The sequence below is a fragment of the Mesorhizobium sp. W067 genome (assembly GCF_054719525.1).
In genome coordinates this window covers 4,672,110-4,691,015 of the sequence record NZ_JBTTII010000001.1, presented here as the reverse complement: position 1 = coordinate 4,691,015, position 18,906 = coordinate 4,672,110, and the positions used below count along the sequence as shown (strand labels likewise).

Here is an 18,906-nt window from a genome sequence, read left to right as displayed (position 1 = left end):
GCTGCCCCTCACCTGCCTGCCGGCATCCTCTGCCGTATAGTGGCGGGGAGAGGGGTCGCTGTTATCGACGATTCCGCCAATCGCCAACGTTGCAAGAAGAGCGCCAAGGCTGCGGTCAGCCCTTTCTTCCCGTCACTATACGGGGAGAAACGCCCGGCAGGGCAATGAGGGGCAGCGCCTGCATTTGTAATTGGCCGATAAGAGCCTCAAACCGGCCGCTTCTTCGGTTTCTTGTTCTTCGGCGGTCCAGCCTTGTCGAATTTCGGTTTCCCGGCCCAAGGCTTTGCATCGCCGGGGGGCCGTTCCCGCTTCTCGAATTTCGGCTTGTGTGCGCTTTGCGGCGCCTCGAACGGGCGCTTGCCGCGATGCGGCTTCTTGTCGGGCTTCGGCGCCTGGTAGCCGGCCCGCGACAGGTCGGGCGTGCCGTCCAGGCGTTTCACCGCAATGTTGCCCTGCAATTTCTTGTCGGGGCCGACGGCGGCGAGGAAGCGATCGGCCCAGTCGGCCGCGATCTGCACGTAGGTCTCATCCTGCTGCATCTTGATGGAGCCGATCTCGCGCTTGGAGATGTTGCCGGTGCGGCACAGCATCGGGATCAGCCAGCGCGGCTCGGCATTCTGCTTGCGCCCGATCGACAGCGAGAACCAGACGCTGTCGCCGAAATCGTCGCGGCGGCTGGGCGCTTCGTCGCGGCGTTCGAATTTTTCGCCCGCCGGTCTGTCTCGCGACGGCGTGAAGGCCGCGACCTCCGTCAGTTCCTCGGGCGCCGAGCGGCTGGCGCGGCATTGGCGCACGAAGGCGGCGGCCACCTGTTCGGCGCCATGCCTGGCCAGAAGCGCGTCGATGAAGCCGCGCTCGTCCTCGGCAATCGGCTCTTCGAAGGCTGGATCGGCAAGGATGCGCTCGTCGTCGCGCTTGATGACTTCGTCGGCGGAGGGCGGGCTCGCCCATGTCGCCTTCAGCCCGGCATTCTGCAGCAGCCGTTCGGTGCGCTTGCGGGCGCCGTTGGGCACGATCAGCGCGCTGACGCCCTTGCGTCCGGCTCGGCCGGTTCGGCCGCTGCGGTGCAGCAGCGTTTCGGGATTGGTCGGCAGATCGGCGTGGATGACCAGTTCGAGATTGGGCAGGTCGATGCCGCGCGCTGCGACGTCCGTGGCAATGCAGACTTTGGCGCGGCCGTCCCGCATCGCCTGCAGCGCGTGGGTGCGTTCGTTCTGGCTGAGCTCGCCCGACAGTGCGACGACGGAAAAATTGCGGTTGTTGAAGCGTGCCGTCAGATGATTGACGGCGGCGCGGGTGTTGCAGAACACCAGCGCGTTCTTCGCCTCGTAAAAGCGCAGCACGTTGATGATGGCGTTCTCGCGGTCGGGATAGGCGACATTCAGCGCCCGGTATTCGATATCGAGATGCTGCTTTTCCTCGCCGCCGGCCGAGATGCGTACGGCGTCGCGCTGATAGCCTTGCGCCAGCGTGGCGATCGAGCGCGGCACGGTGGCCGAAAACATCAGCGTGCGGCGCTGAGCCGGTGCGGCATCGAGGATGAATTCGAGGTCCTCGCGAAAGCCGAGGTCGAGCATCTCGTCGGCCTCGTCCAGCACCACGGCTTTCAGCGCCGACATGTCGAGGGAGTTGCGGGTGATGTGGTCGCGCAGGCGGCCGGGCGTGCCGACGACGATGTGGGCGCCGCGCTCCAGCACGCGCCGTTCGGAGCGCATGTCCATGCCGCCGACGCAGGACGCGACGGTGGCGCCGGTCGGCGCGTAGAGCCATTGCAATTCGCGCATCACCTGCAGAGCGAGCTCGCGCGTCGGCGCCACGGCCAGCGCCAGCGGTGCGCCAGCCTGGTCAAAACGTTCGGCGCTTCCAAGAAGGGTCGGCGCCAAAGCGAGGCCGAAGGCGACGGTCTTGCCTGAGCCGGTCTGCGCCGACACCAACGCGTCGGACTCGCCGAGCTCCAGCACGGCCTTCTGCACTGGCGTCAGCTCGGTATAGCCGCGTTTTTCCAGCGCTTCTGCCAGCGCAGGAACAATAGCTTCGAAATTGGACATCTCACTCTTTCGGAATTCAGGGTCTGGGCTCATCATGGAGCACATGCCGGGGCTGACGCACGCCAGCCAAACACTATTTGGGCGTTCGTACTTCTTGCGGCCGCTATTGTACAGGGCAGGCGTGTGCCTGGCCGCAATTGACTCCTGACGCAAACCGCGTAAAAGCCGGCATCGAACGGGATCATTTTCGATGCGCGGCCTTCTGATGGCTCTTCTTGCATTCGACTTCCCCGGCCACAATCATGGGGCCGGGCGCGTTGGCGCGTCTTACCGTTCCAGCAAAACCATGGCCAAAAAAACCACCACCAAAACGGTGTGATTCCCTTGGCCTAACCACCCTCTCCCGGGTCCGGCCCGGGGGACGAAACCCGCATTGGCCGGCGGGTTTTCTCCAAAAACCAAGCGGAGAGGGACAGGAGATTTCTGATGAGTTTCAAGGTTGCGGTAGTCGGCGCCACGGGCAATGTGGGTCGCGAAATGCTCAACATACTGGAAGAGCGCGGCTTTCCGGTAAGCGAAGTCGTGGCGCTGGCCTCGCGGCGCAGCCAGGGCACCGAACTGTCGTTCGGCGACCGTTCGCTGAAGGTCAAGACGCTCGACCAGTATGATTTTTCCGACACCGACATCTGCATCATGTCGGCCGGCGGCAACGTCTCGAAGGAGTGGTCGCCGAAGATCGGCAAGCAGGGCTGCGTCGTCATCGATAACTCGTCGGCCTTCCGCTATGACCAGGACGTGCCGCTGATCGTGCCGGAAGTGAACCCGGATGCGATCTCGCTGTTCACCCGCAAGAACATCATCGCCAATCCGAACTGCTCGACGGCGCAGCTGGTCGTGGCGCTGAAGCCGCTGCACGATGTCGCCACCATCAAGCGCGTCGTCGTCGCCACCTATCAATCGGTATCCGGCGCCGGCAAGGAAGGCATGGACGAACTCTTTACACAGACCCGCGCGGTGTTCGTCGCCGATGGCGTCGAGGTCAAGAAGTTCACCAAGCGCATCGCCTTCAACGTCATTCCGCATATCGACGTCTTCCTCGACGACGGCTCGACCAAGGAAGAGTGGAAGATGGTCGCCGAGACCAAGAAGATGCTCGACCCCAAGATCAAGCTGACGGCGACCTGTGTGCGCGTGCCGGTGTTCATCGGCCATTCCGAAGCCGTCAACATCGAGTTCGAAAAGCCGATCACCGCCGACGAGGCGCGCGATATCCTGCGCGAAGCGCCGGGCTGCCAGGTCTTGGACAAGCGCGAGGATGGCGGCTACATCACGCCGCTGGAATCGGCCGGCGAGGACGCCACCTTCATCTCGCGCATCCGCGAGGATTCGACCATCGACAACGGCCTGTCGATGTGGATTGTCTCCGACAATCTGCGCAAGGGCGCGGCGCTCAACGCGGTGCAGATCGCCGAGCTTCTGGTCGAGCGCGGCCTGATCCAGCCGAAGAAGAAGGCGGCCTGACGGCTGGTTTGTTTTCGCTCACGGGGTTCGGCCTTCGGCCGATTCCGTTTATCGCTCACGGGCCGTATCGCCGCTGCCGCGGCTGGCCCTCCGCGGGGCGCCGGAAAGCCGGCGGCCCGCAGTCGCGGGCTCGGCCTTCGGCCGAAGCCTTCCTTCTCCCCGTTCACGGGGAGAAGGTCCCGGCAGGGGGATGAGGGCAGCGCTGACCTCTGTTGAGAAAAGCCTTTGAACGATCCCACCAAAATCGTGCTGCGCCCCGCCACGGCTTTGGATGCCGCGACCATCGCCATTGTCATGCGGGCCGCACTTGGCTCGTTCTCCTGGATGCCGGTCATCCCGCGAGATCGTGCTGTCCCGGCAGCAGGTGACGGTCGCCGAGGCCGGCACCGGCATTGTCGGCTTCATTGCCCTGAGCGGCGATTGGGTGGAACAGCTCTATCTCGACCCCGCCTGGATGGGGCAAGGCATCGGCAGCCGGCTGCTGGTGCAAGCGACCGCCGCGCTACGGATCGTTAAACTGCATTGCTTCCAGGCCAACACCGGCGCGCGTCGCTTCTACGAGCGCCATGGCTTTCGCCCCGAGGCGTTCGGCGCGGGCACCACCAACGAAGAAGGCCTGCCGGATATTCTCTACGTGCGTCGAGCTTGATATTCAGCCGGCGTTATCCTTGGCCAGTTGGCGCAATAACTCCATCGCTTCCTCGGCCCGCTCAGCGGGCACGAACAGATGGTCATGATAGAAAGCAGAGACCGGATTGACGCCCATGCCGGCGGCGGCCAGCCGGGCGGTGATGGCGGCGAGGAAGCCGACGGCTTCCAGCGAGGAGTGGACGTTCAGGGTGATCATGCGGCAGCGGAACGAAGCGGTCAGCCCGGCCGCCCGTGCCGCGTCCTCGGTCACGATCAGTGTCACACCCTCGCGCTCGCGAAAGACCATCACGGGATCGAGGCCTGCCTGCCGGCTGATTCCAGGTGTGAGCGTAGCGAACACGTAGACGTCCGGCAGCAGTTCCGGCGTCATCGCCGCCAGCAGCTTTTTCAGATCAGTCTCGCCGGCCATTCGCTCGTCTCTCGCCCAGCCCTATCAATAGCCGTGACTGGTGGATGTCGATAGTCCGTCAAGGTGGAGGGACAGCGCCCCCCTCTGCCCTGCCGGGCATCTCCCCCGCAAGGAGGGAGATCGGCGGTTTCGATGCTCCGCTCATTCATGGAACATTGCCGAAGCGGTCGAGCGTGTAATCTCCCCCCTTGCGGGGGAGATGGCCGGCAGGCCAGAGGGGGGTGTGAAGGATCGCCACGCAGCGGCTTTTGCTTGCTGCTACCCAAAAAGAATCCGCACCCTGTAGGATCGCCGCCCCATCGCTCGTCCTTGGTCCGAAGCCAGCAAACGGCTCGAACCGCTTAGGAGGGAACACCCGTGAGTATTTCTCAAACCATGCCCGTCTCGTCGGGCGCCCTGTGGACCGGCCGCGTGCTCAGCGGCCTCATCATCCTGTTCATGATCTTCGACGGCGTCATCAAGCTGCCGCCGCTCGATGTCGTCACCCAGACGATGGTGCCGCTCGGCTGGCCGGCCGATGTCAATGTCGCGCGCACGCTCGGCATTATCGGGCTGATCTCGACCGCGCTCTATGCGCTGCCCCGCACCTCGGTGCTCGGCGCCATCCTGCTCACCGGCTATCTCGGCGGTGCCATCGCCACAAACATGCGCGTCGGCAGCCCGTTGTTTTCGCACACGCTGTTTAGCGTCTATCTCGGCATCATCCTGTGGGGCGGTCTCTATCTGCGCGACCCAAGCGTGCGCGCCCTGATCCCGTTCAGCCGTTAAGCGAGGAGAAAAACATGCTCAGCACCATTCTCATCATCCTGGTCGTCATCATCGCCGCCGTGCTCATCTATGCGGCGACGAGGTCGAATGATTTCGTCACCGTCCGCACCGCCAGCATCAAGGCCGCGCCGGAAGCGATCTTTCCGCTGATCAACAATTTCAAGCACTGGCCGGAATGGTCGCCCTACGAAAAGCTCGACCCGCTGATGAAGCGCACGCTGTCGGGCGCTGATGCCGGCAAGGGCGCCGCCTACGCCTGGGAAGGCAACGCAAAGGCCGGCAAGGGACGCATGGAGATCGTCAATTCCGTGCCATTTTCGCTGGTGTCGCTGAAGCTCGACTTCGAGAAGCCGTTCCGGGCCAACAACAGCGTCGACTTCACCCTGAAACCCTCGGGCGACATCACCGCAGTCACCTGGGCGATGCGTGGCAGCCGGCCCTTCATTGCCAAGCTTATGGGCCTCTTCATGAATTTCGATACGCTGATCGGCAAGGATTTCGAGGCTGGCCTCGCCAATCTGAAGAAGGCCACTGAAAGGTAAAACGTCCTGCATTTCAACAAGCTCGGCGGCGGTCGTTACGAATGTGACAGGCGCGCGCACCGGGATCTCTCACGTCTTCGGGATCAAATCAGCCGTCTGGGAGTTAGAGCCGTGGCGGCGAGGACGGCGATCCGCGTGAGAGAGGAACGACAATGAAAAAAGCGATGATCATTCTGGTACTGGCGACCGCGCTGGGCGCGTGCTCGCAAACCGAAAAGGGTGCCGCGGTCGGCGGCCTCGGCGGCGCGGCGGTTGGCGCAGCTGTGGCAAATGATCCGGTTCAGGGCGCCGTCGTCGGCGGCGCCGTCGGCGCCGTGGCCGGCGCGCTGATCGGCCGTGCCAGCGAAAGCGGTCAATGTCGCTACCGCGGCCGGAACGGGCGCACCTATATCGCCAGCTGCCCTGACGGTTATTGAACACAGCCAGGTCCAACATCGGAAACCGGCGGCTATAGATCGCCGGTTTCGCTGTTGCCCAAGACAGCTGGACCATGGCTACAGCAATCCCCGGATATGCTCCCAAGCCAGGCGGCCCAGGCGTGTGTCGGCGTCGTCATTGCCGCCATGGGCAAAATCCAGCGATGGCCATAGCGCGTCGTCGCCGCCCGCAACCAGAACAATGTCGGCTGAAATAGCTTCGGCGGGAATGGCAGCCTCGGCCGCAGCGTCCTTGAAGGTTTGCAAGGCACGCTGGAAGAGGCCTCGGTAGGACACCAGACCGTCGACATACTCCGCGTTCCAAGCGGGATTGCTTGGGACGAACGGCAAAGGAATCCCCTCGAGCGTCCACGACGATCGTTCCGGCCAGCTGACGCCGTCGCGGCCCGGCCCGATATTCCCCCAGACCACCGATGTCGGGCTGATCGCAACCACGACGTCAATGCGTGGATCATGAGCCGCCGCAAGCAGGGAGGCCTCGGCGCCTTCGAGGTCCCGACATAGACGATGCGCCGGCATCCCATCTGGACAAGATAGCCGGTCGCCGCGAAAAACGTTTCGAGCGGGATCTCGCAAATGCCGGGCACCTGACCTTCGCCGCCAAACCATTGCAGCGCGAGAGCGGATGCTCCTTCCTTGGCAAAGAGCCGGGCGCGGGTGACGTCGATGCGGCCGCTCGATCCGCTCAGCACGACGACGCCTGTCGTGGCGCCGGCGCATCGCAACAGCGTTCCGGCTACGCCGCCGAAAAGGGTCTCTTCCGTGACGGTCCGCTCAGTCATCTTTCGTTCGAACGCCATATGACATCGCCGCACAATAGCAAAACGGCGGGCACAGGCCCGCCGTTTTGTCGATGCGATGACGCGATGCTTATTCGGCGGTGGCGGCTTCCGCTTCGGCCGGGGCTGCAGCAGCGGCGGCAACAGCGGCGGCGGCGTCTTCCTGGGCCTTCTTCAGCAGAGAGGCGCGTTCCTGCGCCTTCTTGCCGGGCTCGGCCTTCTTCGGGTTGGAGCGGGCTTCGCGCTTGAGGAGGCCGGCCTCATCGAGGAAGCGCAGCACGCGGTCGGTCGGCTGAGCGCCGTGCGACAGCCAATGCTTGACGCGGTCGGCGTCGACCTTGACGCGCTCGCCGTCCTTGGGCAGCAGCGGGTTCCACGAGCCGATCGACTCGATGAACCGGCCGTCACGCGGCGAACGGGCGTCGGCGATGACGACGTGGTAGTAAGGGCGCTTCTTCGAGCCCGCACGGGCCAGTCTGATCTTCAAGGGCATTTCATTTCTCCTAAAATTTCTGATGTCAGTGTTGGGTTAATGGCTTTGTCTGGTGCAGGTCGTTGTCCCAAAACCGCTGCGCACTTTTGGGCGACATGCACTTTGTTAGCCGGTTTTGCTTGCGCCGTTGGACGCGGCGATCTGCTCGTGATGGCGGATCACTTCGCGGACGACGAAGTTGAGGAATTTTTCCGCGAAATCGGGGTCGAGATGAGCGTCCTTCGCCAGCTGGCGAAGGCGGGTGATCTGCTCCTGCTCGCGCGCCGGGTCGGCGGGCGGCAGGCCATGCTCGGCCTTGAGCACGCCGACCGCCTTGGTGCAGCGGAAGCGCTCGGCCAGCATATGAATGAGGGCGGCGTCGATGTTGTCGATCGAGGCGCGATAGCCGGCCAGGATGGTGCGTGCGTCGGCCATGTCTTTTTCTTCGTTCATAGCGTCCTCACTTCTTCTTGCTGAGGCCGGGCAGACCACCGCCGCCAAGGCCGGGAAGCTTCATGCCGCCGGGCAGACCGGGCAGGCCACCGCCGCTCGGGGCGGGCAGGCCCTTCATGCCGCCAAGGCCGGGCATCTGCTTCTGCAAGGCTTCGAGCTGCTTGGGATCCATCTTGGATAGGTCGGGCATGCCGCCACCCATCATGCCGCCGGGGCCACCCGGCATCATGCCGCCGAGGCCCATCTTGGAGGCAAGGCCGCCCATCATGCCGCGCATCAGGCCGCCGCCTTTGCCCTTGCCGCCCATCGCCTTCATCATGTCGGCCATGCCGCGATGCATTTTCAAGAGCTTGTTGATCTCGGCCGCATCCGTGCCTGAGCCGGCGGCGATGCGCTTCTTGCGCGAATGTTTCAGCATGTCCGGATTGGCGCGCTCGGCCTTGGTCATCGACGAGATGATGGCGAGCTGGCGGCCGAACATCTTGTCGTCGAGGCCGGCGGCGGCCATCTGGTCCTTCATTTTGCCCATGCCGGGCATCATGCCCATGATGCCGCCCATGCCGCCCATTTTCGACATTTGCTGAAGCTGGCCGGCAAGGTCGTTCAGGTCGAACTTGCCCGACTGCATCTTTTTGGCCATCGCCGCCGCCTGCTCGGCGTCGATGTTTTCGGCGGCCTTTTCGACCAGCGAGACGATGTCGCCCATGCCGAGGATGCGGTCTGCAATACGCTTGGGGTGGAATTCCTCCAGCCCGTCCATCTTTTCGCCGGTGCCGATCAGCTTGATCGGCTTGCCGGTGACGGCGCGCATCGAAAGCGCGGCACCGCCACGGCCATCGCCGTCCATGCGGGTCAGCACCAGGCCGGTGATGCCGACGCGCTCGTCGAAGCTTTTGGCAAGGTTGACGGCGTCCTGGCCGGTCAGCGAATCCGCAACCAGCAGGATTTCGTGCGGGCTCGACATCTTCTTGATGTCGGCCATCTCCACCATCAGCGGCTCATCGATATGGGTGCGGCCGGCGGTGTCGAGGATGACGACGTCATGACCGCCGAGCTTGGCTGCCTGGACGGCGCGCCTGGCGATGTCGACCGGGTTCTGGCCCGCAATGACAGGCAGGGTCGCGACTTTGACCTGCTCGCCGAGCTGGCGCAGCTGCTCTTGCGCCGCGGGCCGCCGCGTGTCGAGCGAGGCCATCAGAACCTTCTTGTTCTGGCGCTCGGTCAGGCGCTTGGCGATCTTGGCGGAGGTCGTCGTCTTGCCGGAGCCCTGCAGGCCGACCATCATGATGACGACCGGCGCCGGCGCATTGAGGTCGATGGCGACGCCCTCGGCGCCGAGCATGTCGACCAACTCGTCATGGACGATCTTGACGACCATCTGTCCAGGCTTGATCGACTTGACGACGGCGGCGCCGACGGCCTTCTCGCGCACCTTGTCGGTGAAGGAACGCACCACTTCCAGCGCAACGTCGGCTTCGAGCAGCGCACGGCGCACCTCGCGCAACGCCGCCGAGACATCAGCCTCCGACAGCGCGCCGCGGCCTGTCAGGCCGTTCAGGATGGAGCCAAGGCGCTCCTGAAGTGATTCAAACATTGGTCAACCCGCCGCGCGAGAGCGCCTTGGATTCATGGTGATCCCTGTCGGGCCGATGGCCCTCCACGCCTCTTGTGCGCTCCTGCAGCGATTCAAACATTCCGTTTCCTTTTTCTCAGGCACCCCGATGGTGCCCGAGAGGTAGTGCGTTCGCGCCGCTCATCCAAGCAAAGCTCAAAACCAAAAAGCACCCGGGGGCGCTCAGCGCTGCCGGGTGTTGGCCTCCAGGATCTGTTTACAGCACCCACCTCAAAAGGTTTTGGCGTCCTGGTCGGCTTGCTCGGAGGGATACTCGTCGCGGATTTCGGGGCTGTAGACAGGAAATCGGCCGAAGAGTCAAGACAAGGGCGGCTTCCCGGTCTCTGGATCGGTCCCTGTTTAGTTCACCCTGCATCCCGAGGGTCGGCCGTAACCTTCAGCGGCGAGCGCGGGTGCAGAAGCAGCAGGATCGTCAGCAAGGTGCAGACGATACCGATGGCGGCGATGATGACGGCATCCGTCGTCGTCCAGTCCGGACCTTCCAGCGGCTTGGCGTTGAACAGGGCGAAGGAATTGTAGTTCTCCTGATGCGAGATCAGCAGGAAGCCGGTGAGATTGTTGCCGAGATGGGCGCCGAAGGCGGCGCCGAGATTGCCGGTGACATAAACCACCAGCGTCAACAGCAAGGCGAAGGCGGCGATCGACGCCAGCACGCAGGCGTTGATGGCGGGGGTCGAGCCCGGGCTCCAATGCAAGGAGGTGAACAGCAAAGCGGGCAATAGCGCCCACACGTAAGGGCTCTCGAAGCGCCTGGCCAGGCCGCGCAGCAGATAGCCGCGAAACAGCATCTCCTCGGACGAGGTCTGCAGCAGGGTCAGCGCCACGATCGGGAGCAGGAACAGCAGCCAGGTCGACAGGTTGATCGTGCCGCGGGCGATTTCGGGCTGTAGCCAGTAGAGCAGGATTTCGGAAAGCGCCGATGTGATCAGCACCGCGACCAGGCCCTTGAGGAAGCCCGACAAGGACACGCGGCGACTGGCGCCGAAAAGCGCCGAGAGCGGCTCGCCATGGACGAAACGCATGGCAAGCCAGAGGCCGAGCCAGATGCCGGTAAACGAGGTGAGTGCGGCGAGTATGCCGATGGGCGAGGCCAGAAAGCCCTGAAGCGGCCCGCGCGGATCGTCCGGCAATACATGCCAGACGATCGCGACATAGGTGCCGCCAAGCACCACAACCAGGGTGATCGCCACCCAGAACAGGACGACGACCGCCGTTCCAATTATCAGCCGCGGCAGGTTCGTCTTTTCGGTGGCCGTGTTGCTATAGCGCTCGAAGGCGGCTGGATCTGATATCACGCGAGTTCCTCTGCCGAACGCATCGGGTCGCATGATCTAGGGGATCGTCGGCTCTCGCGCAATTGCTGCTGTTCAGCGACCCTTTTGCCGCCCTCAGCCTCCGCAGGAGGGCGGCACGAGTTCACTTGTCATTCTTTCCAGGCAAAATCAGCGCACGACGTACATGATGCGCCGTGTCTGCGGGTCGACCAGCGCCTGCTGGCCATTCACATAGACGTAGCGGTAGCGGTAGTCGGGGATTTCGCGCAGTTCGACCGTGTCGGGCAAGGTGGCACCGGTCACCACCTCGCCCTCGAGATAGACAGGATCGAGCCGGTGCGTGCTGACATAGGTGCCGACTTCCGCCGGTGGCCTGTCGATGGCGTCGACGGGGCCGTCGTCGGACAGAATCGCACCGGTATAGGTATCGGGATAATCATCCTGCGGCGGTGTAACCACGGTGATGGCGGCGTCGGCGGGGCGGCGTGTCAGAACGACCCGGTTGCCGCCGAAATCGGCCGTGACATAGTCGGAATAGACCCAGCCCTGGCCTCCGGCTTCGGCAATGGTGCACCATTTGCTGTTTTCGATGCAGCCATTGAGCGTCGCCGACTGGCCGGCGGCGAGCACGCCGATCACAGGATATTGCGGGCCGGGGCCGGCGCGCACATTAAGATCGGTGACGGCCGAGACGGCGGTATCGGCGAGTGCCGCACCCGACATCGCGACAAGCGCCCCGGCGACGGCCGGAAACAATATGCGTCTCATGGTTTCTCTCCCTTTCATGGTCCCTCGCGACACCAAACGAAACCAGAACGCATGCGTTCCGGCTAAAATACCGACGCCAGCTCACGATTTGTTCCGGTTTCTTTCGGCAAGCCGGTCAAAAGCTCATGCACGAAGCTGAGTTTCTGCGCCGTCACGTCCGAAATGACGAAGGGATAAAGGTCGGGCAGGCCCATGCAGCGGTTGATCGAGTTGGAGGCTTCCGAGAGTACCAGCCAGCGGGCGAGAATCTTTTCGAACGGCTCGGGCACGGCGTCAGGTTCCGCGGGCGCCGCCTGCAACCGGCCGCCGGTGTCGCCTTGCGGCAGCACATTGGTCTCCATCGTCTCAAGCTGGCCGAGTGGAAAATTTAGCGCGTGCACCATCTCCAGCGTGTCGGTGATGTGGAGATGGTGCGCCCAGGTCTCGGCCCAGTCTTCCCATGGATGCGACGTCGCATAGGCGGAGATGTGGTTCTGCTGCCAGTCGGGCGCAGCGCCATTGGCGTAATAGGCCTTCAGCGCCTGCTCGTAGTCGGGGCGTTCGTCGCCGAACAGCGCCCGGAAGGCATCGAGCCGTTGCGGCTCGTCGCGGATCAGCCGGTCCCAGTAGTAATGGCCAAGCTCATGACGGAAATGACCGAGCAGCGTGCGGTAATTTTCGCCCATCTCGACGCGACGCCGCTCGCGCTCGGCCGAGTCCGCCTCGGCGACGTTGAGCGTGATCAGGCCGTTGTCGTGGCCGGTAAGGATGCGTTCGCCGCCGGGACCGCCGCCGATCGGATCGGCAATGAAGTCGAAGGCGAGGCCGATTTCGTCGCCGTGCTTGTGCTTGGGCGCGACCGGAAGGCCGAAGGCGAGCAGCGAATAGACGGCGCGCTTCTTGGCCGCCTCGACGCGAATCCAGCGGCGGCGGTTGCCGTCGACGGAGAGGTCGGGGATCAGCTGGTTCAGCAAGCAGGCGCGGCAGTAGGTATGGCCCGGTTCGGCCATCCAGTTGCAGGCGCATTCATCCGCATTGGTGCAGTGGAAGATGCCGTCGACGTCAGACAAGGCAAAGCGCGCATGCTCGGGATCGTAAAGCACGAGACTCCCGCAATTCAGGCACTGCGCATTCTCGAAGTAGAGGCGGTGGCCGCAATGCGGGCAGTCGAACAGTTTCATGTCGATCTCGATGCGTCAGGCGTTGGCGTATGGCGTCAGAGGAGGAATATGGTGCGGAGCGGCGCCTCGCCCAAACGCCCGCCACGGGCCGCCGTTCCATGCCCCCGTCACCTCTTTTTACCCGAGCAGCGAATTCGCCTGCCCGGCGCCCGGGCGTTTCGGCCACAATAAGCACTTGATCGTAAGCAAATTCCGCTGCATTGGCCAGGGTAGCGCCGGGGGTACGGTGACAATGGCGCGTTTCGCTGGCAAGTTCGCAACCGGGACGTGATTCAGGCAATCAGGAGAAAAAGCATGGCATTGCTTGCCAAGGGAAAGATTATTGCTGCCGCGGTGGTCGCGGTACTTGCGCTGGCGACGGGCGCGCAGGCGGCGGCCAGCTGCGGCAAGACCGGCGCGGGCTTCGAAGCGTGGAAGCAGGACTTTGCCGCGCAGGCCAGGTCCGAAGGTGTCGGCGGGAAGGGTCTGGCTGCTCTGGCCGGTGCCAGCTACGCGACAAAGACAATCTCCGTCGACCGCGCCATCCACAAGGCTTTCAGCGGTTCGGTGGACGCCTTCATGAAGCGCCGTGGCGGAGCTGCGATCATTTCCAGGGGCCGTGCGCTGAAGAAGTCGAATGCGGCGATGTTCGACAGGATCGAGAGCAATTACGGCGTGTCGCCGGGCGTGTTGCTGGCCATCTGGGGCATGGAAACCGGCTTCGGAGCCTCCCTGGGCAACCAGAACACGGTCTCCGCCATTCTGACGCTTGCCTATGATTGCCGTCGCCCGGGCTTCTTTTACCCGCATGCCATTGCGGCGCTGAAGCTGGTCGATCGCGGCGCGCTGAGCGCCTCGTCGGTCGGCGCTGCGCATGGCGAGATCGGCCATACGCAGTTCCTGCCCGGCAATGTCCTGAAGTATGGCGTCGGCAACGGAAATCTGCGCGACAAGGCGACGGCCTTGGCTTCGACGGCCAACTTTCTCAAGGCTCATGGCTGGCGGGCGGGTGCGAGCGCGAGTGCGAATATGGGGGCCATCGCCGGCTGGAATTCCGCCAGCGTCTACCAGCAGGCCATCGCCCAGATCGCCGACGCGATCGACGGCGGCTGATAGAAATATCCAGATCGAAGAACGGAAAGCCCGGCCATGCGCCGGGCTTTTCTGCAAGGACTGGAGCTTTTGGCGTTCAAACCGTTCAGCAGCCGAGCGGCTACCCGCCTTTTATGACCTTCCAGATGTCCGTGGACTGGTCGAACTGGAGGCGGTTTATGTCGGAGAAGGTCAGCCGGCCGGTCTTCATGGCATCGACAAGGCGGCGGCACAGCAGTGGCGGCATGCGCTCCAGGGAAACGCCCATAAAAGCGGCGATCTCGTGTTTGGCCGATATATTCGATATGGCCACCTTGCTGACGCAGCGATCGAATGCCGCCTCGGGATCCTGTCTCACTTGCTCCTGCCCAGTCTGGCAACCGGCCAGCATGACGACCATTGCAGGCAGGGCCACAAACCACGGCTTCATTGTCAGCTGCCCCCATCGATTGTGAGGAGGCTAGATAAGGGCCCGAAAAGATCAAGCAGGAAAAGCACTGAGTTCTTTGCCGTCGCTCTATTTCTTTGTTTTTACGCAGTTACGGACGAAGTCGGGCATGCTCTTTCTCGAATTGCTCGATCGTTGGCGCAAATGCCGGCTGAGCGCCTGGGCTCTCAATAATGTGCGTAGCCGCTCAACGGGCACTTCTGGGAAATAGGAACCTCGAAGGCGCCTTCAGTACCTTTGCAGCTCCGGAATTTGGAGTTGCGCAGCACCGGCGCGGCCCTGGCAGCCGCCTTTGACTTGCCCTTGATGACCAGCCATATCTCGGTCGGCAGGTCTAGCTGCACTCTGTTCAAATCGGAGTAGCTGATCCGCCCGCTGCGTACTCCTTCGGTGATGCGCTGGCAGAACAGGGCCGGCATGCGCTCCTGCGAGACGCCCATGAAAGAGGCGATTTCGTGCTTGAACGTGATGCTCCATAGATGGACGGCGGAGATGCACCCGTCCTGCTCGCGTTTTGCGGCCGCCTGCGAGGAGTGGCATCCGGTAAAGACGATGGCCGCCGCAAGCATGAGAAAAATGGCGTTTTTCACGATCAGAATCCCTCCGTCCCGCGAAGGAATTTAGATGAGGCTTTTAAAAGGTCAAACGGAAACCATGTCAGCCAGCTTGGCCTCTTATATTAGAGGTACCAAATAAAAACCCTGCGTGACCGCCGGGTTTTCCTGGAACACTAGTTTGGTTCACCCTTGCCGCTCCTTGCCGCCAGCGTCCTCAGCCGCAGCGCATTGAGGCGGATGAAGCCGGCGGCGTCCTTCTGGTCGTAGGCGCCGCGGTCATCCTCGAAGGTGACCAGCGCGTCGGAATAGAGCGTCTTCTTGGATTTGCGGCCGGTGACCATGACATTGCCCTTGTAGAGTTTCAGGCGCACCGTGCCTTCGACGTCTTCCTGGCTCTTGTCGATCATCGCCTGGAGCATCAGCCGCTCGGGCGAGAACCAGAAGCCGTTGTAGATCAGCTCGGCGTAGCGCGGCATGAACTCGTCCTTGAGGTGGCCGGCGCCGCGGTCGAGCGTGATCGATTCGATGGCGCGGTGGGCGACGATCAGGATGGTGCCGCCGGGGGTCTCGTAGACGCCGCGCGATTTCATGCCGACGAAGCGGTTCTCGACCAGGTCTAACCGGCCGATGCCATTGTCGCGGCCAAGATCGTTAAGCGCCGTCAGCATGGCGGCCGGCGACAGCTTCTTGCCGTTCAGTGCAATCGGATCGCCCTTCAAGAATTCGATCTCGATCTCGGTGACCTTGTCCGGCGCCTCCATCGGCGAGATGGTGCGCTGATGGACGAATTCCGGCGGCTCGCTCCACGGGTCTTCCAGCACCTTGCCCTCGGAGGACGAGTGCAGGAGGTTGGCGTCGACCGAGAAGGGTGCTTCGCCGCGCTTGTCCTTCGCCACCGGGATCTGGTGCTGCTCGGCGAAGTTGATCAGGTCGGTGCGCGACTTGAACGACCAGTCGCGCCACGGCGCGATGACCTTGATGTCGGGATTCAGCGCATAGGCCGACAGCTCGAAACGGACCTGGTCGTTGCCCTTGCCGGTGGCGCCATGCGCAATGGCATCGGCCCCGGTCTCCCTGGCGATCTCGACCAGGTGTTTGGAGATCAGCGGCCGGGCGATCGAGGTGCCGAGCAGGTAGGTGCCTTCGTAGACGGCATTGGCGCGAAACATCGGGAATACGAAGTCGGCGACGAATTCCTCGCGCACATCGACGACGCGGATATCCTTGATGCCCATCATCTCGGCCTTCTTGCGCGCCGGCTCCAGCTCGCCACCCTGGCCGAGATCGGCGGTGAAGGTGACGACTTCCGCGCCGAGCTCGGTCTGCAGCCATTTCAGGATGATGGAGGTGTCGAGACCGCCGGAATAGGCGAGCACGACCTTCTTGACGTCTTTTGTCTTGGGCATTGCTGGGGACATTTTGGCGGTTCCGCGCGTGAGTTTCGCGGGCGAGGTATCACGGCATTTCCGGCCAGCGCAAGGGATGAACGGGCGCCGGCCGCCGCAGCCGCTGGACCAGATGCCACGCTAGTCAGTTGCTGGCGTGAGCGGGGAGGCTGCGTTATAGATCGACGATCATTCGCCAGGGGCCACCGATGTCCTTCATTCCCGACACCACAACACTGATCCAGTTCGCCATCGCCACCATGATCCTGGCGATCACGCCGGGGCCGGATATGACGCTGTTCGTCTCGCGAACACTGAGCCAGGGCCGCGCCGCCGGCTTTGCCTCGCTGGCGGGTGCTCTGTTCGGAACGCTGATCCATACAACTTTGGTGGCGGTCGGCATCTCGGCGCTGATCGTCGCCTCGCCAATGGCCTTCCTCGTGCTGAAAACGTTCGGCGCCGCCTATCTGGTGTTCCTGGCCTGGCAGGCAATCACCAAGGGCTCGGCGTTTTCACCGCAGAAGAAGAACGGGCCGCAGATTTCGCTGTTCCGCAGCTGGGCTGCCGGGCTTGGCGTCAATCTGCTCAACCCGAAGATCATCCTGTTCTTCATGACGTTTCTGCCGCAGTTCGTCTCCGCTCACGATCCGAACGCGCCGGGAAAACTGTTCTTCCTCGGCCTCATGTTCATCGTGCTGTCGGTCCCGGTGACAGCGCCGATGGTGTTTGCTGCGGAAAGGTTTTCGGCGGCGATGAAGGCCAGCCCGCGGGTGACGCGGGTGGTAGACTATCTCTTTGCCGGTGTGTTTTCGGCCTTCGCGCTCAAGATCCTGACCGCTCAGGCGAAGTAGCGGCCTGCCACCAGCTTCCGGCCCAGCGGCCGGCGCTTAGCCAGTAGAAGATGCCGCCGACCATGCCGCAGCCGATCACCGCGGCGATGGCGCGCGGTTCGGTGACGTCGAAATCCACGTTCTGGTGGACGAAGCCGAGGAAGGCCGCGGCCACCAAGCCGCCCGCGAGTGCATAGAACAGCCAGTCGCGGCGGCTGAGGACCTCGGAGATCAGGATTGCGACCACCGCCGGTATGAAAGCGAAATAGGCGACAAACAGCGCCACGAACGGGATCGAAAAATACAGCGCCGCGGCCGCCGCTGGGTGCGCATCGTCCGGCATATAACCGACGGAAGCCAGGAACAGCACGTTGAGAAAGGCGCTCGCCGCCAATGAGGCGACGACATAGCCGAACAGGATGACAGCGAAACGGAGGATATAGGCGAAGAGGCGGCTCACGCCTCGCCATGCCCCGCAATCATCATGGCTTCCAGCGCCAGGCGGTCGACCTTGCGCATGCGTTCGGAGTCGGATTTGAGCTGCCCGCAGGCGGCCAGGATGTCGCGGCCGCGCGGCGTGCGGATCGGCGAGGCATAGCCGGCATTGTTGATGTAGTCGGCAAATTTCTCGATCGTCTCCCAGTCCGAGCACTGATAGTTGGTGCCCGGCCACGGGTTGAACGGGATCAGATTGATCTTGGCTGGAATGCCTTTGAGCAGCTTGATCAGCCCCTTGGCGTCCTCGATGGAATCGTTGACGTCCTTCAGCATCACATATTCGAAGGTGATGCGCTTGGCGTTGGACAGGCCGGGATAGGCGCGGCAGGCCTCGATCAGTTCCTTCAGCGGATACTTCTTGTTGATCGGCACAAGCAGGTCGCGCAGATCGTCATTGGTGGCGTGCAGCGAGATCGCCAGCATGACCCCTATCTCGTCGCCGGTGCGGAAGATCTCGGGCACCACGCCGGAGGTCGAGAGCGTAATGCGGCGCTTCGACAGCGACAGTCCGTCGCCGTCGGAGGCAATCAGCAGCGCCTTCTTCACCGCCTCGAAATTGTAGAGCGGCTCGCCCATGCCCATCATGACGACGTTGGAGACTTTTCTGCCCTCGGCAGGGACGATGGCGCCGTCGGGTGTGTCGCGGTCGGGGAAATCGCCGAGCCGGTCGCGTGCGGTGAGCAATTGCGCCAGGATCTCTTCCGCCGTCAAATTGCGCACCAGCTTCTGCGTGCCGGTGTGGCAGAACGAACAGGTCAGCGTGCAGCCGACCTGCGAGGAGATGCAGAGCGTGCCGCGGCCTTCTTCGGGGATGTAGACGGTCTCGATCTCGACGGGACGGCCGGCACCGCGCGGCGGAAAGCGGAACAGCCACTTGCGCGTGCCGTCGGAGGAAATCTGCTCCTCGACGATTTCGGGCCGGGCGACGGTAAAATGCTTGTCGAGTTCGGCGCGCAGATCCTTGGAGATGTTGAACATGCCGGCAAAATCGGAGACGCCGCGCACATACATCCAGTGCCAGAGCTGCTGGGCGCGCATTTTCGCCTGGCGCTCGGGCACGATGCCGGCACTGACAAGGGCTTCACCGAGCTCGGCCCGGGTCAGGCCGATCAGCGACGGCTTCTCGGGCGTGGCGCGAGCGCGCAACGCGTCGCGTGCGCCCTCAGTGGTGAGATCGAAGGAAAGGGTCATATCAGCGCCAATATAAGCGAATTGCGGCCGATTTCATCCATCGTGCCGAAAAGAAGCGCGGCGCATAGCAC

21 protein-coding genes and 1 pseudogene are annotated in these 18,906 nt (G+C 63.2%); 8 read left to right on the top strand and 14 right to left on the bottom strand.

The genetic code is table 11. From position 1 onward, the window contains the following. Window positions 1-206: 206 nt before the first annotated feature. The gene (locus ACYG97_RS22910) at window positions 207-2,048 is read right to left on the bottom strand and encodes a DEAD/DEAH box helicase (protein ID WP_460221610.1); all 1,842 of its coding nucleotides are present in this window, start codon (window positions 2,046-2,048) and stop codon (window positions 207-209) included. A 190-nt stretch (window positions 2,049-2,238) separates the two neighbouring features. Between ACYG97_RS22910 and ACYG97_RS22905 the strand changes: the two genes are divergently transcribed. From ACYG97_RS22905 to ACYG97_RS22895, 3 genes are all read left to right on the top strand, one after another. Continuing rightward, window positions 2,239-2,367 carry a hypothetical protein gene (locus tag ACYG97_RS22905; protein WP_023732864.1) on the top strand — a complete coding sequence of 43 codons (129 nt, stop codon included), beginning with the start codon at window positions 2,239-2,241 and terminating at the stop codon, window positions 2,365-2,367. Window positions 2,368-2,474: 107 nt separating this feature from the next. Further along, window positions 2,475-3,509 (top strand): aspartate-semialdehyde dehydrogenase, encoded by a 1,035-nt coding sequence (locus tag ACYG97_RS22900; protein ID WP_023732865.1) that lies wholly within the window; start codon window positions 2,475-2,477, stop codon window positions 3,507-3,509. Between the two features lie 346 nt (window positions 3,510-3,855). Continuing rightward, window positions 3,856-4,158 carry a GNAT family N-acetyltransferase gene (locus ACYG97_RS22895; protein WP_245260740.1) on the top strand — a complete coding sequence of 101 codons (303 nt, stop codon included), beginning with the start codon at window positions 3,856-3,858 and terminating at the stop codon, window positions 4,156-4,158. Between the two features lie 3 nt (window positions 4,159-4,161). On the opposite strand, the gene ACYG97_RS22890 is transcribed toward ACYG97_RS22895, so the two are convergent. Next, window positions 4,162-4,569 carry an ACT domain-containing protein gene (locus ACYG97_RS22890; protein WP_023671700.1) on the bottom strand — a complete coding sequence of 136 codons (408 nt, stop codon included), beginning with the start codon at window positions 4,567-4,569 and terminating at the stop codon, window positions 4,162-4,164. 357 nt (window positions 4,570-4,926) lie between these two features. On the opposite strand from ACYG97_RS22890, the gene ACYG97_RS22885 reads away from it, so the two are divergent. The 3 genes from ACYG97_RS22885 to ACYG97_RS22875 all read left to right on the top strand — a co-directional run bounded on the left by ACYG97_RS22885 (window position 4,927) and on the right by ACYG97_RS22875 (window position 6,295). After that, window positions 4,927-5,337, top strand: a complete 411-nt coding sequence (locus ACYG97_RS22885) for a DoxX family protein (RefSeq protein ID WP_023687655.1) — start codon at window positions 4,927-4,929, stop codon at window positions 5,335-5,337. A gap of 14 nt (window positions 5,338-5,351) precedes the next feature. Continuing rightward, window positions 5,352-5,879 carry an SRPBCC family protein gene (locus tag ACYG97_RS22880; RefSeq protein ID WP_023732866.1) on the top strand — a complete coding sequence of 176 codons (528 nt, stop codon included), beginning with the start codon at window positions 5,352-5,354 and terminating at the stop codon, window positions 5,877-5,879. Window positions 5,880-6,031: 152 nt separating this feature from the next. Continuing rightward, window positions 6,032-6,295 (top strand): YMGG-like glycine zipper-containing protein, encoded by a 264-nt coding sequence (locus ACYG97_RS22875; RefSeq protein WP_023683830.1) that lies wholly within the window; start codon window positions 6,032-6,034, stop codon window positions 6,293-6,295. A gap of 78 nt (window positions 6,296-6,373) precedes the next feature. On the opposite strand, the pseudogene ACYG97_RS22870 reads toward ACYG97_RS22875, so the two are convergent. The 7 genes and pseudogenes from ACYG97_RS22870 to ACYG97_RS22840 all read right to left on the bottom strand — a co-directional run bounded on the left by ACYG97_RS22870 (window position 6,374) and on the right by ACYG97_RS22840 (window position 12,855). Further along, window positions 6,374-7,098, bottom strand: a pseudogene (locus ACYG97_RS22870) (acyl-CoA thioester hydrolase/BAAT C-terminal domain-containing protein). Window positions 7,099-7,186: 88 nt separating this feature from the next. Continuing rightward, a complete protein-coding gene (gene rpsP, locus ACYG97_RS22865; protein WP_023671705.1) occupies window positions 7,187-7,588 on the bottom strand; it encodes a 30S ribosomal protein S16 in 402 nt (133 codons plus the stop codon). Between the two features lie 105 nt (window positions 7,589-7,693). Further along, entirely contained in the window at window positions 7,694-8,020 is a 327-nt protein-coding gene (locus ACYG97_RS22860; protein WP_023671706.1) for a chorismate mutase, read from the bottom strand. 7 nt (window positions 8,021-8,027) lie between these two features. Then, on the bottom strand, window positions 8,028-9,614 hold the full coding sequence (ffh, locus tag ACYG97_RS22855) for a signal recognition particle protein (RefSeq protein ID WP_023732867.1): 1,587 nt from the start codon (window positions 9,612-9,614) through the stop codon (window positions 8,028-8,030). 383 nt (window positions 9,615-9,997) lie between these two features. Continuing rightward, window positions 9,998-10,948, bottom strand: coding sequence for a CPBP family intramembrane glutamic endopeptidase (locus ACYG97_RS22850; RefSeq protein WP_023732868.1), 951 nt, complete (start codon window positions 10,946-10,948; stop codon window positions 9,998-10,000). A gap of 147 nt (window positions 10,949-11,095) precedes the next feature. Beyond that, on the bottom strand, window positions 11,096-11,695 hold the full coding sequence (locus ACYG97_RS22845) for a DUF1236 domain-containing protein (protein WP_023683834.1): 600 nt from the start codon (window positions 11,693-11,695) through the stop codon (window positions 11,096-11,098). Between the two features lie 62 nt (window positions 11,696-11,757). Then, window positions 11,758-12,855, bottom strand: coding sequence for a zinc-binding metallopeptidase family protein (locus tag ACYG97_RS22840; RefSeq protein ID WP_023726017.1), 1,098 nt, complete (start codon window positions 12,853-12,855; stop codon window positions 11,758-11,760). Window positions 12,856-13,149: 294 nt separating this feature from the next. On the opposite strand from ACYG97_RS22840, the gene ACYG97_RS22835 reads away from it, so the two are divergent. After that, entirely contained in the window at window positions 13,150-13,947 is a 798-nt protein-coding gene (locus ACYG97_RS22835; RefSeq protein ID WP_023671711.1) for a lytic murein transglycosylase, read from the top strand. Window positions 13,948-14,047: 100 nt separating this feature from the next. On the opposite strand, the gene ACYG97_RS22830 is transcribed toward ACYG97_RS22835, so the two are convergent. The 3 genes from ACYG97_RS22830 to ACYG97_RS22820 form a co-directional block, all read right to left on the bottom strand. Beyond that, a complete protein-coding gene (locus ACYG97_RS22830) occupies window positions 14,048-14,326 on the bottom strand; it encodes a hypothetical protein (protein WP_023671712.1) in 279 nt (92 codons plus the stop codon). A 215-nt stretch (window positions 14,327-14,541) separates the two neighbouring features. Then, on the bottom strand, window positions 14,542-14,964 hold the full coding sequence (locus ACYG97_RS22825) for a hypothetical protein (protein ID WP_245260741.1): 423 nt from the start codon (window positions 14,962-14,964) through the stop codon (window positions 14,542-14,544). Between the two features lie 140 nt (window positions 14,965-15,104). Next, the gene (locus ACYG97_RS22820) at window positions 15,105-16,337 is read right to left on the bottom strand and encodes an argininosuccinate synthase (protein ID WP_023732870.1); all 1,233 of its coding nucleotides are present in this window, start codon (window positions 16,335-16,337) and stop codon (window positions 15,105-15,107) included. A 188-nt stretch (window positions 16,338-16,525) separates the two neighbouring features. Between ACYG97_RS22820 and ACYG97_RS22815 the strand changes: the two genes are divergently transcribed. Further along, window positions 16,526-17,167, top strand: a complete 642-nt coding sequence (locus ACYG97_RS22815) for a LysE family translocator (protein ID WP_023694540.1) — start codon at window positions 16,526-16,528, stop codon at window positions 17,165-17,167. Here the strand turns inward: ACYG97_RS22815 and ACYG97_RS22810 are convergent. Both ACYG97_RS22810 and rlmN read right to left on the bottom strand, forming a co-directional pair. Then, window positions 17,139-17,606, bottom strand: a complete 468-nt coding sequence (locus ACYG97_RS22810) for a hypothetical protein (RefSeq protein ID WP_023694539.1) — start codon at window positions 17,604-17,606, stop codon at window positions 17,139-17,141. The genes ACYG97_RS22815 and ACYG97_RS22810 overlap by 29 nt on opposite strands. Further along, entirely contained in the window at window positions 17,603-18,835 is a 1,233-nt protein-coding gene (gene rlmN / locus ACYG97_RS22805) for a dual-specificity RNA methyltransferase RlmN (RefSeq protein WP_023732871.1), read from the bottom strand. Before rlmN ends, ACYG97_RS22810 begins: the two co-directional genes overlap by 4 nt. Window positions 18,836-18,906 lie beyond the last annotated feature (71 nt).

What these genes read in the sequence shown, in the direction of transcription:
- ACYG97_RS22910 (WP_460221610.1), bottom strand. Translation starts at nt 2,048, where the DNA reads ATGTCCAATTTCGAAGCTATTGTTCCTGCGCTGGCAGAAGCGCTGGAA.
- ACYG97_RS22905 (WP_023732864.1), top strand. Translation starts at nt 2,239, where the DNA reads ATGCGCGGCCTTCTGATGGCTCTTCTTGCATTCGACTTCCCCGGCCAC.
- ACYG97_RS22900 (WP_023732865.1), top strand. Translation starts at nt 2,475, where the DNA reads ATGAGTTTCAAGGTTGCGGTAGTCGGCGCCACGGGCAATGTGGGTCGC.
- ACYG97_RS22890 (WP_023671700.1), bottom strand. Translation starts at nt 4,569, where the DNA reads ATGGCCGGCGAGACTGATCTGAAAAAGCTGCTGGCGGCGATGACGCCG.
- ACYG97_RS22880 (WP_023732866.1), top strand. Translation starts at nt 5,352, where the DNA reads ATGCTCAGCACCATTCTCATCATCCTGGTCGTCATCATCGCCGCCGTG.
- ACYG97_RS22875 (WP_023683830.1), top strand. Translation starts at nt 6,032, where the DNA reads ATGAAAAAAGCGATGATCATTCTGGTACTGGCGACCGCGCTGGGCGCG.
- rpsP (WP_023671705.1), bottom strand. Translation starts at nt 7,588, where the DNA reads ATGCCCTTGAAGATCAGACTGGCCCGTGCGGGCTCGAAGAAGCGCCCT.
- ACYG97_RS22860 (WP_023671706.1), bottom strand. Translation starts at nt 8,020, where the DNA reads ATGAACGAAGAAAAAGACATGGCCGACGCACGCACCATCCTGGCCGGC.
- ffh (WP_023732867.1), bottom strand. Translation starts at nt 9,614, where the DNA reads ATGTTTGAATCACTTCAGGAGCGCCTTGGCTCCATCCTGAACGGCCTG.
- ACYG97_RS22845 (WP_023683834.1), bottom strand. Translation starts at nt 11,695, where the DNA reads ATGAGACGCATATTGTTTCCGGCCGTCGCCGGGGCGCTTGTCGCGATG.
- ACYG97_RS22840 (WP_023726017.1), bottom strand. Translation starts at nt 12,855, where the DNA reads ATGAAACTGTTCGACTGCCCGCATTGCGGCCACCGCCTCTACTTCGAG.
- ACYG97_RS22835 (WP_023671711.1), top strand. Translation starts at nt 13,150, where the DNA reads ATGGCATTGCTTGCCAAGGGAAAGATTATTGCTGCCGCGGTGGTCGCG.
- ACYG97_RS22830 (WP_023671712.1), bottom strand. Translation starts at nt 14,326, where the DNA reads ATGGTCGTCATGCTGGCCGGTTGCCAGACTGGGCAGGAGCAAGTGAGA.
- ACYG97_RS22820 (WP_023732870.1), bottom strand. Translation starts at nt 16,337, where the DNA reads ATGCCCAAGACAAAAGACGTCAAGAAGGTCGTGCTCGCCTATTCCGGC.
- ACYG97_RS22815 (WP_023694540.1), top strand. Translation starts at nt 16,526, where the DNA reads ATGTCCTTCATTCCCGACACCACAACACTGATCCAGTTCGCCATCGCC.
- rlmN (WP_023732871.1), bottom strand. Translation starts at nt 18,835, where the DNA reads ATGACCCTTTCCTTCGATCTCACCACTGAGGGCGCACGCGACGCGTTG.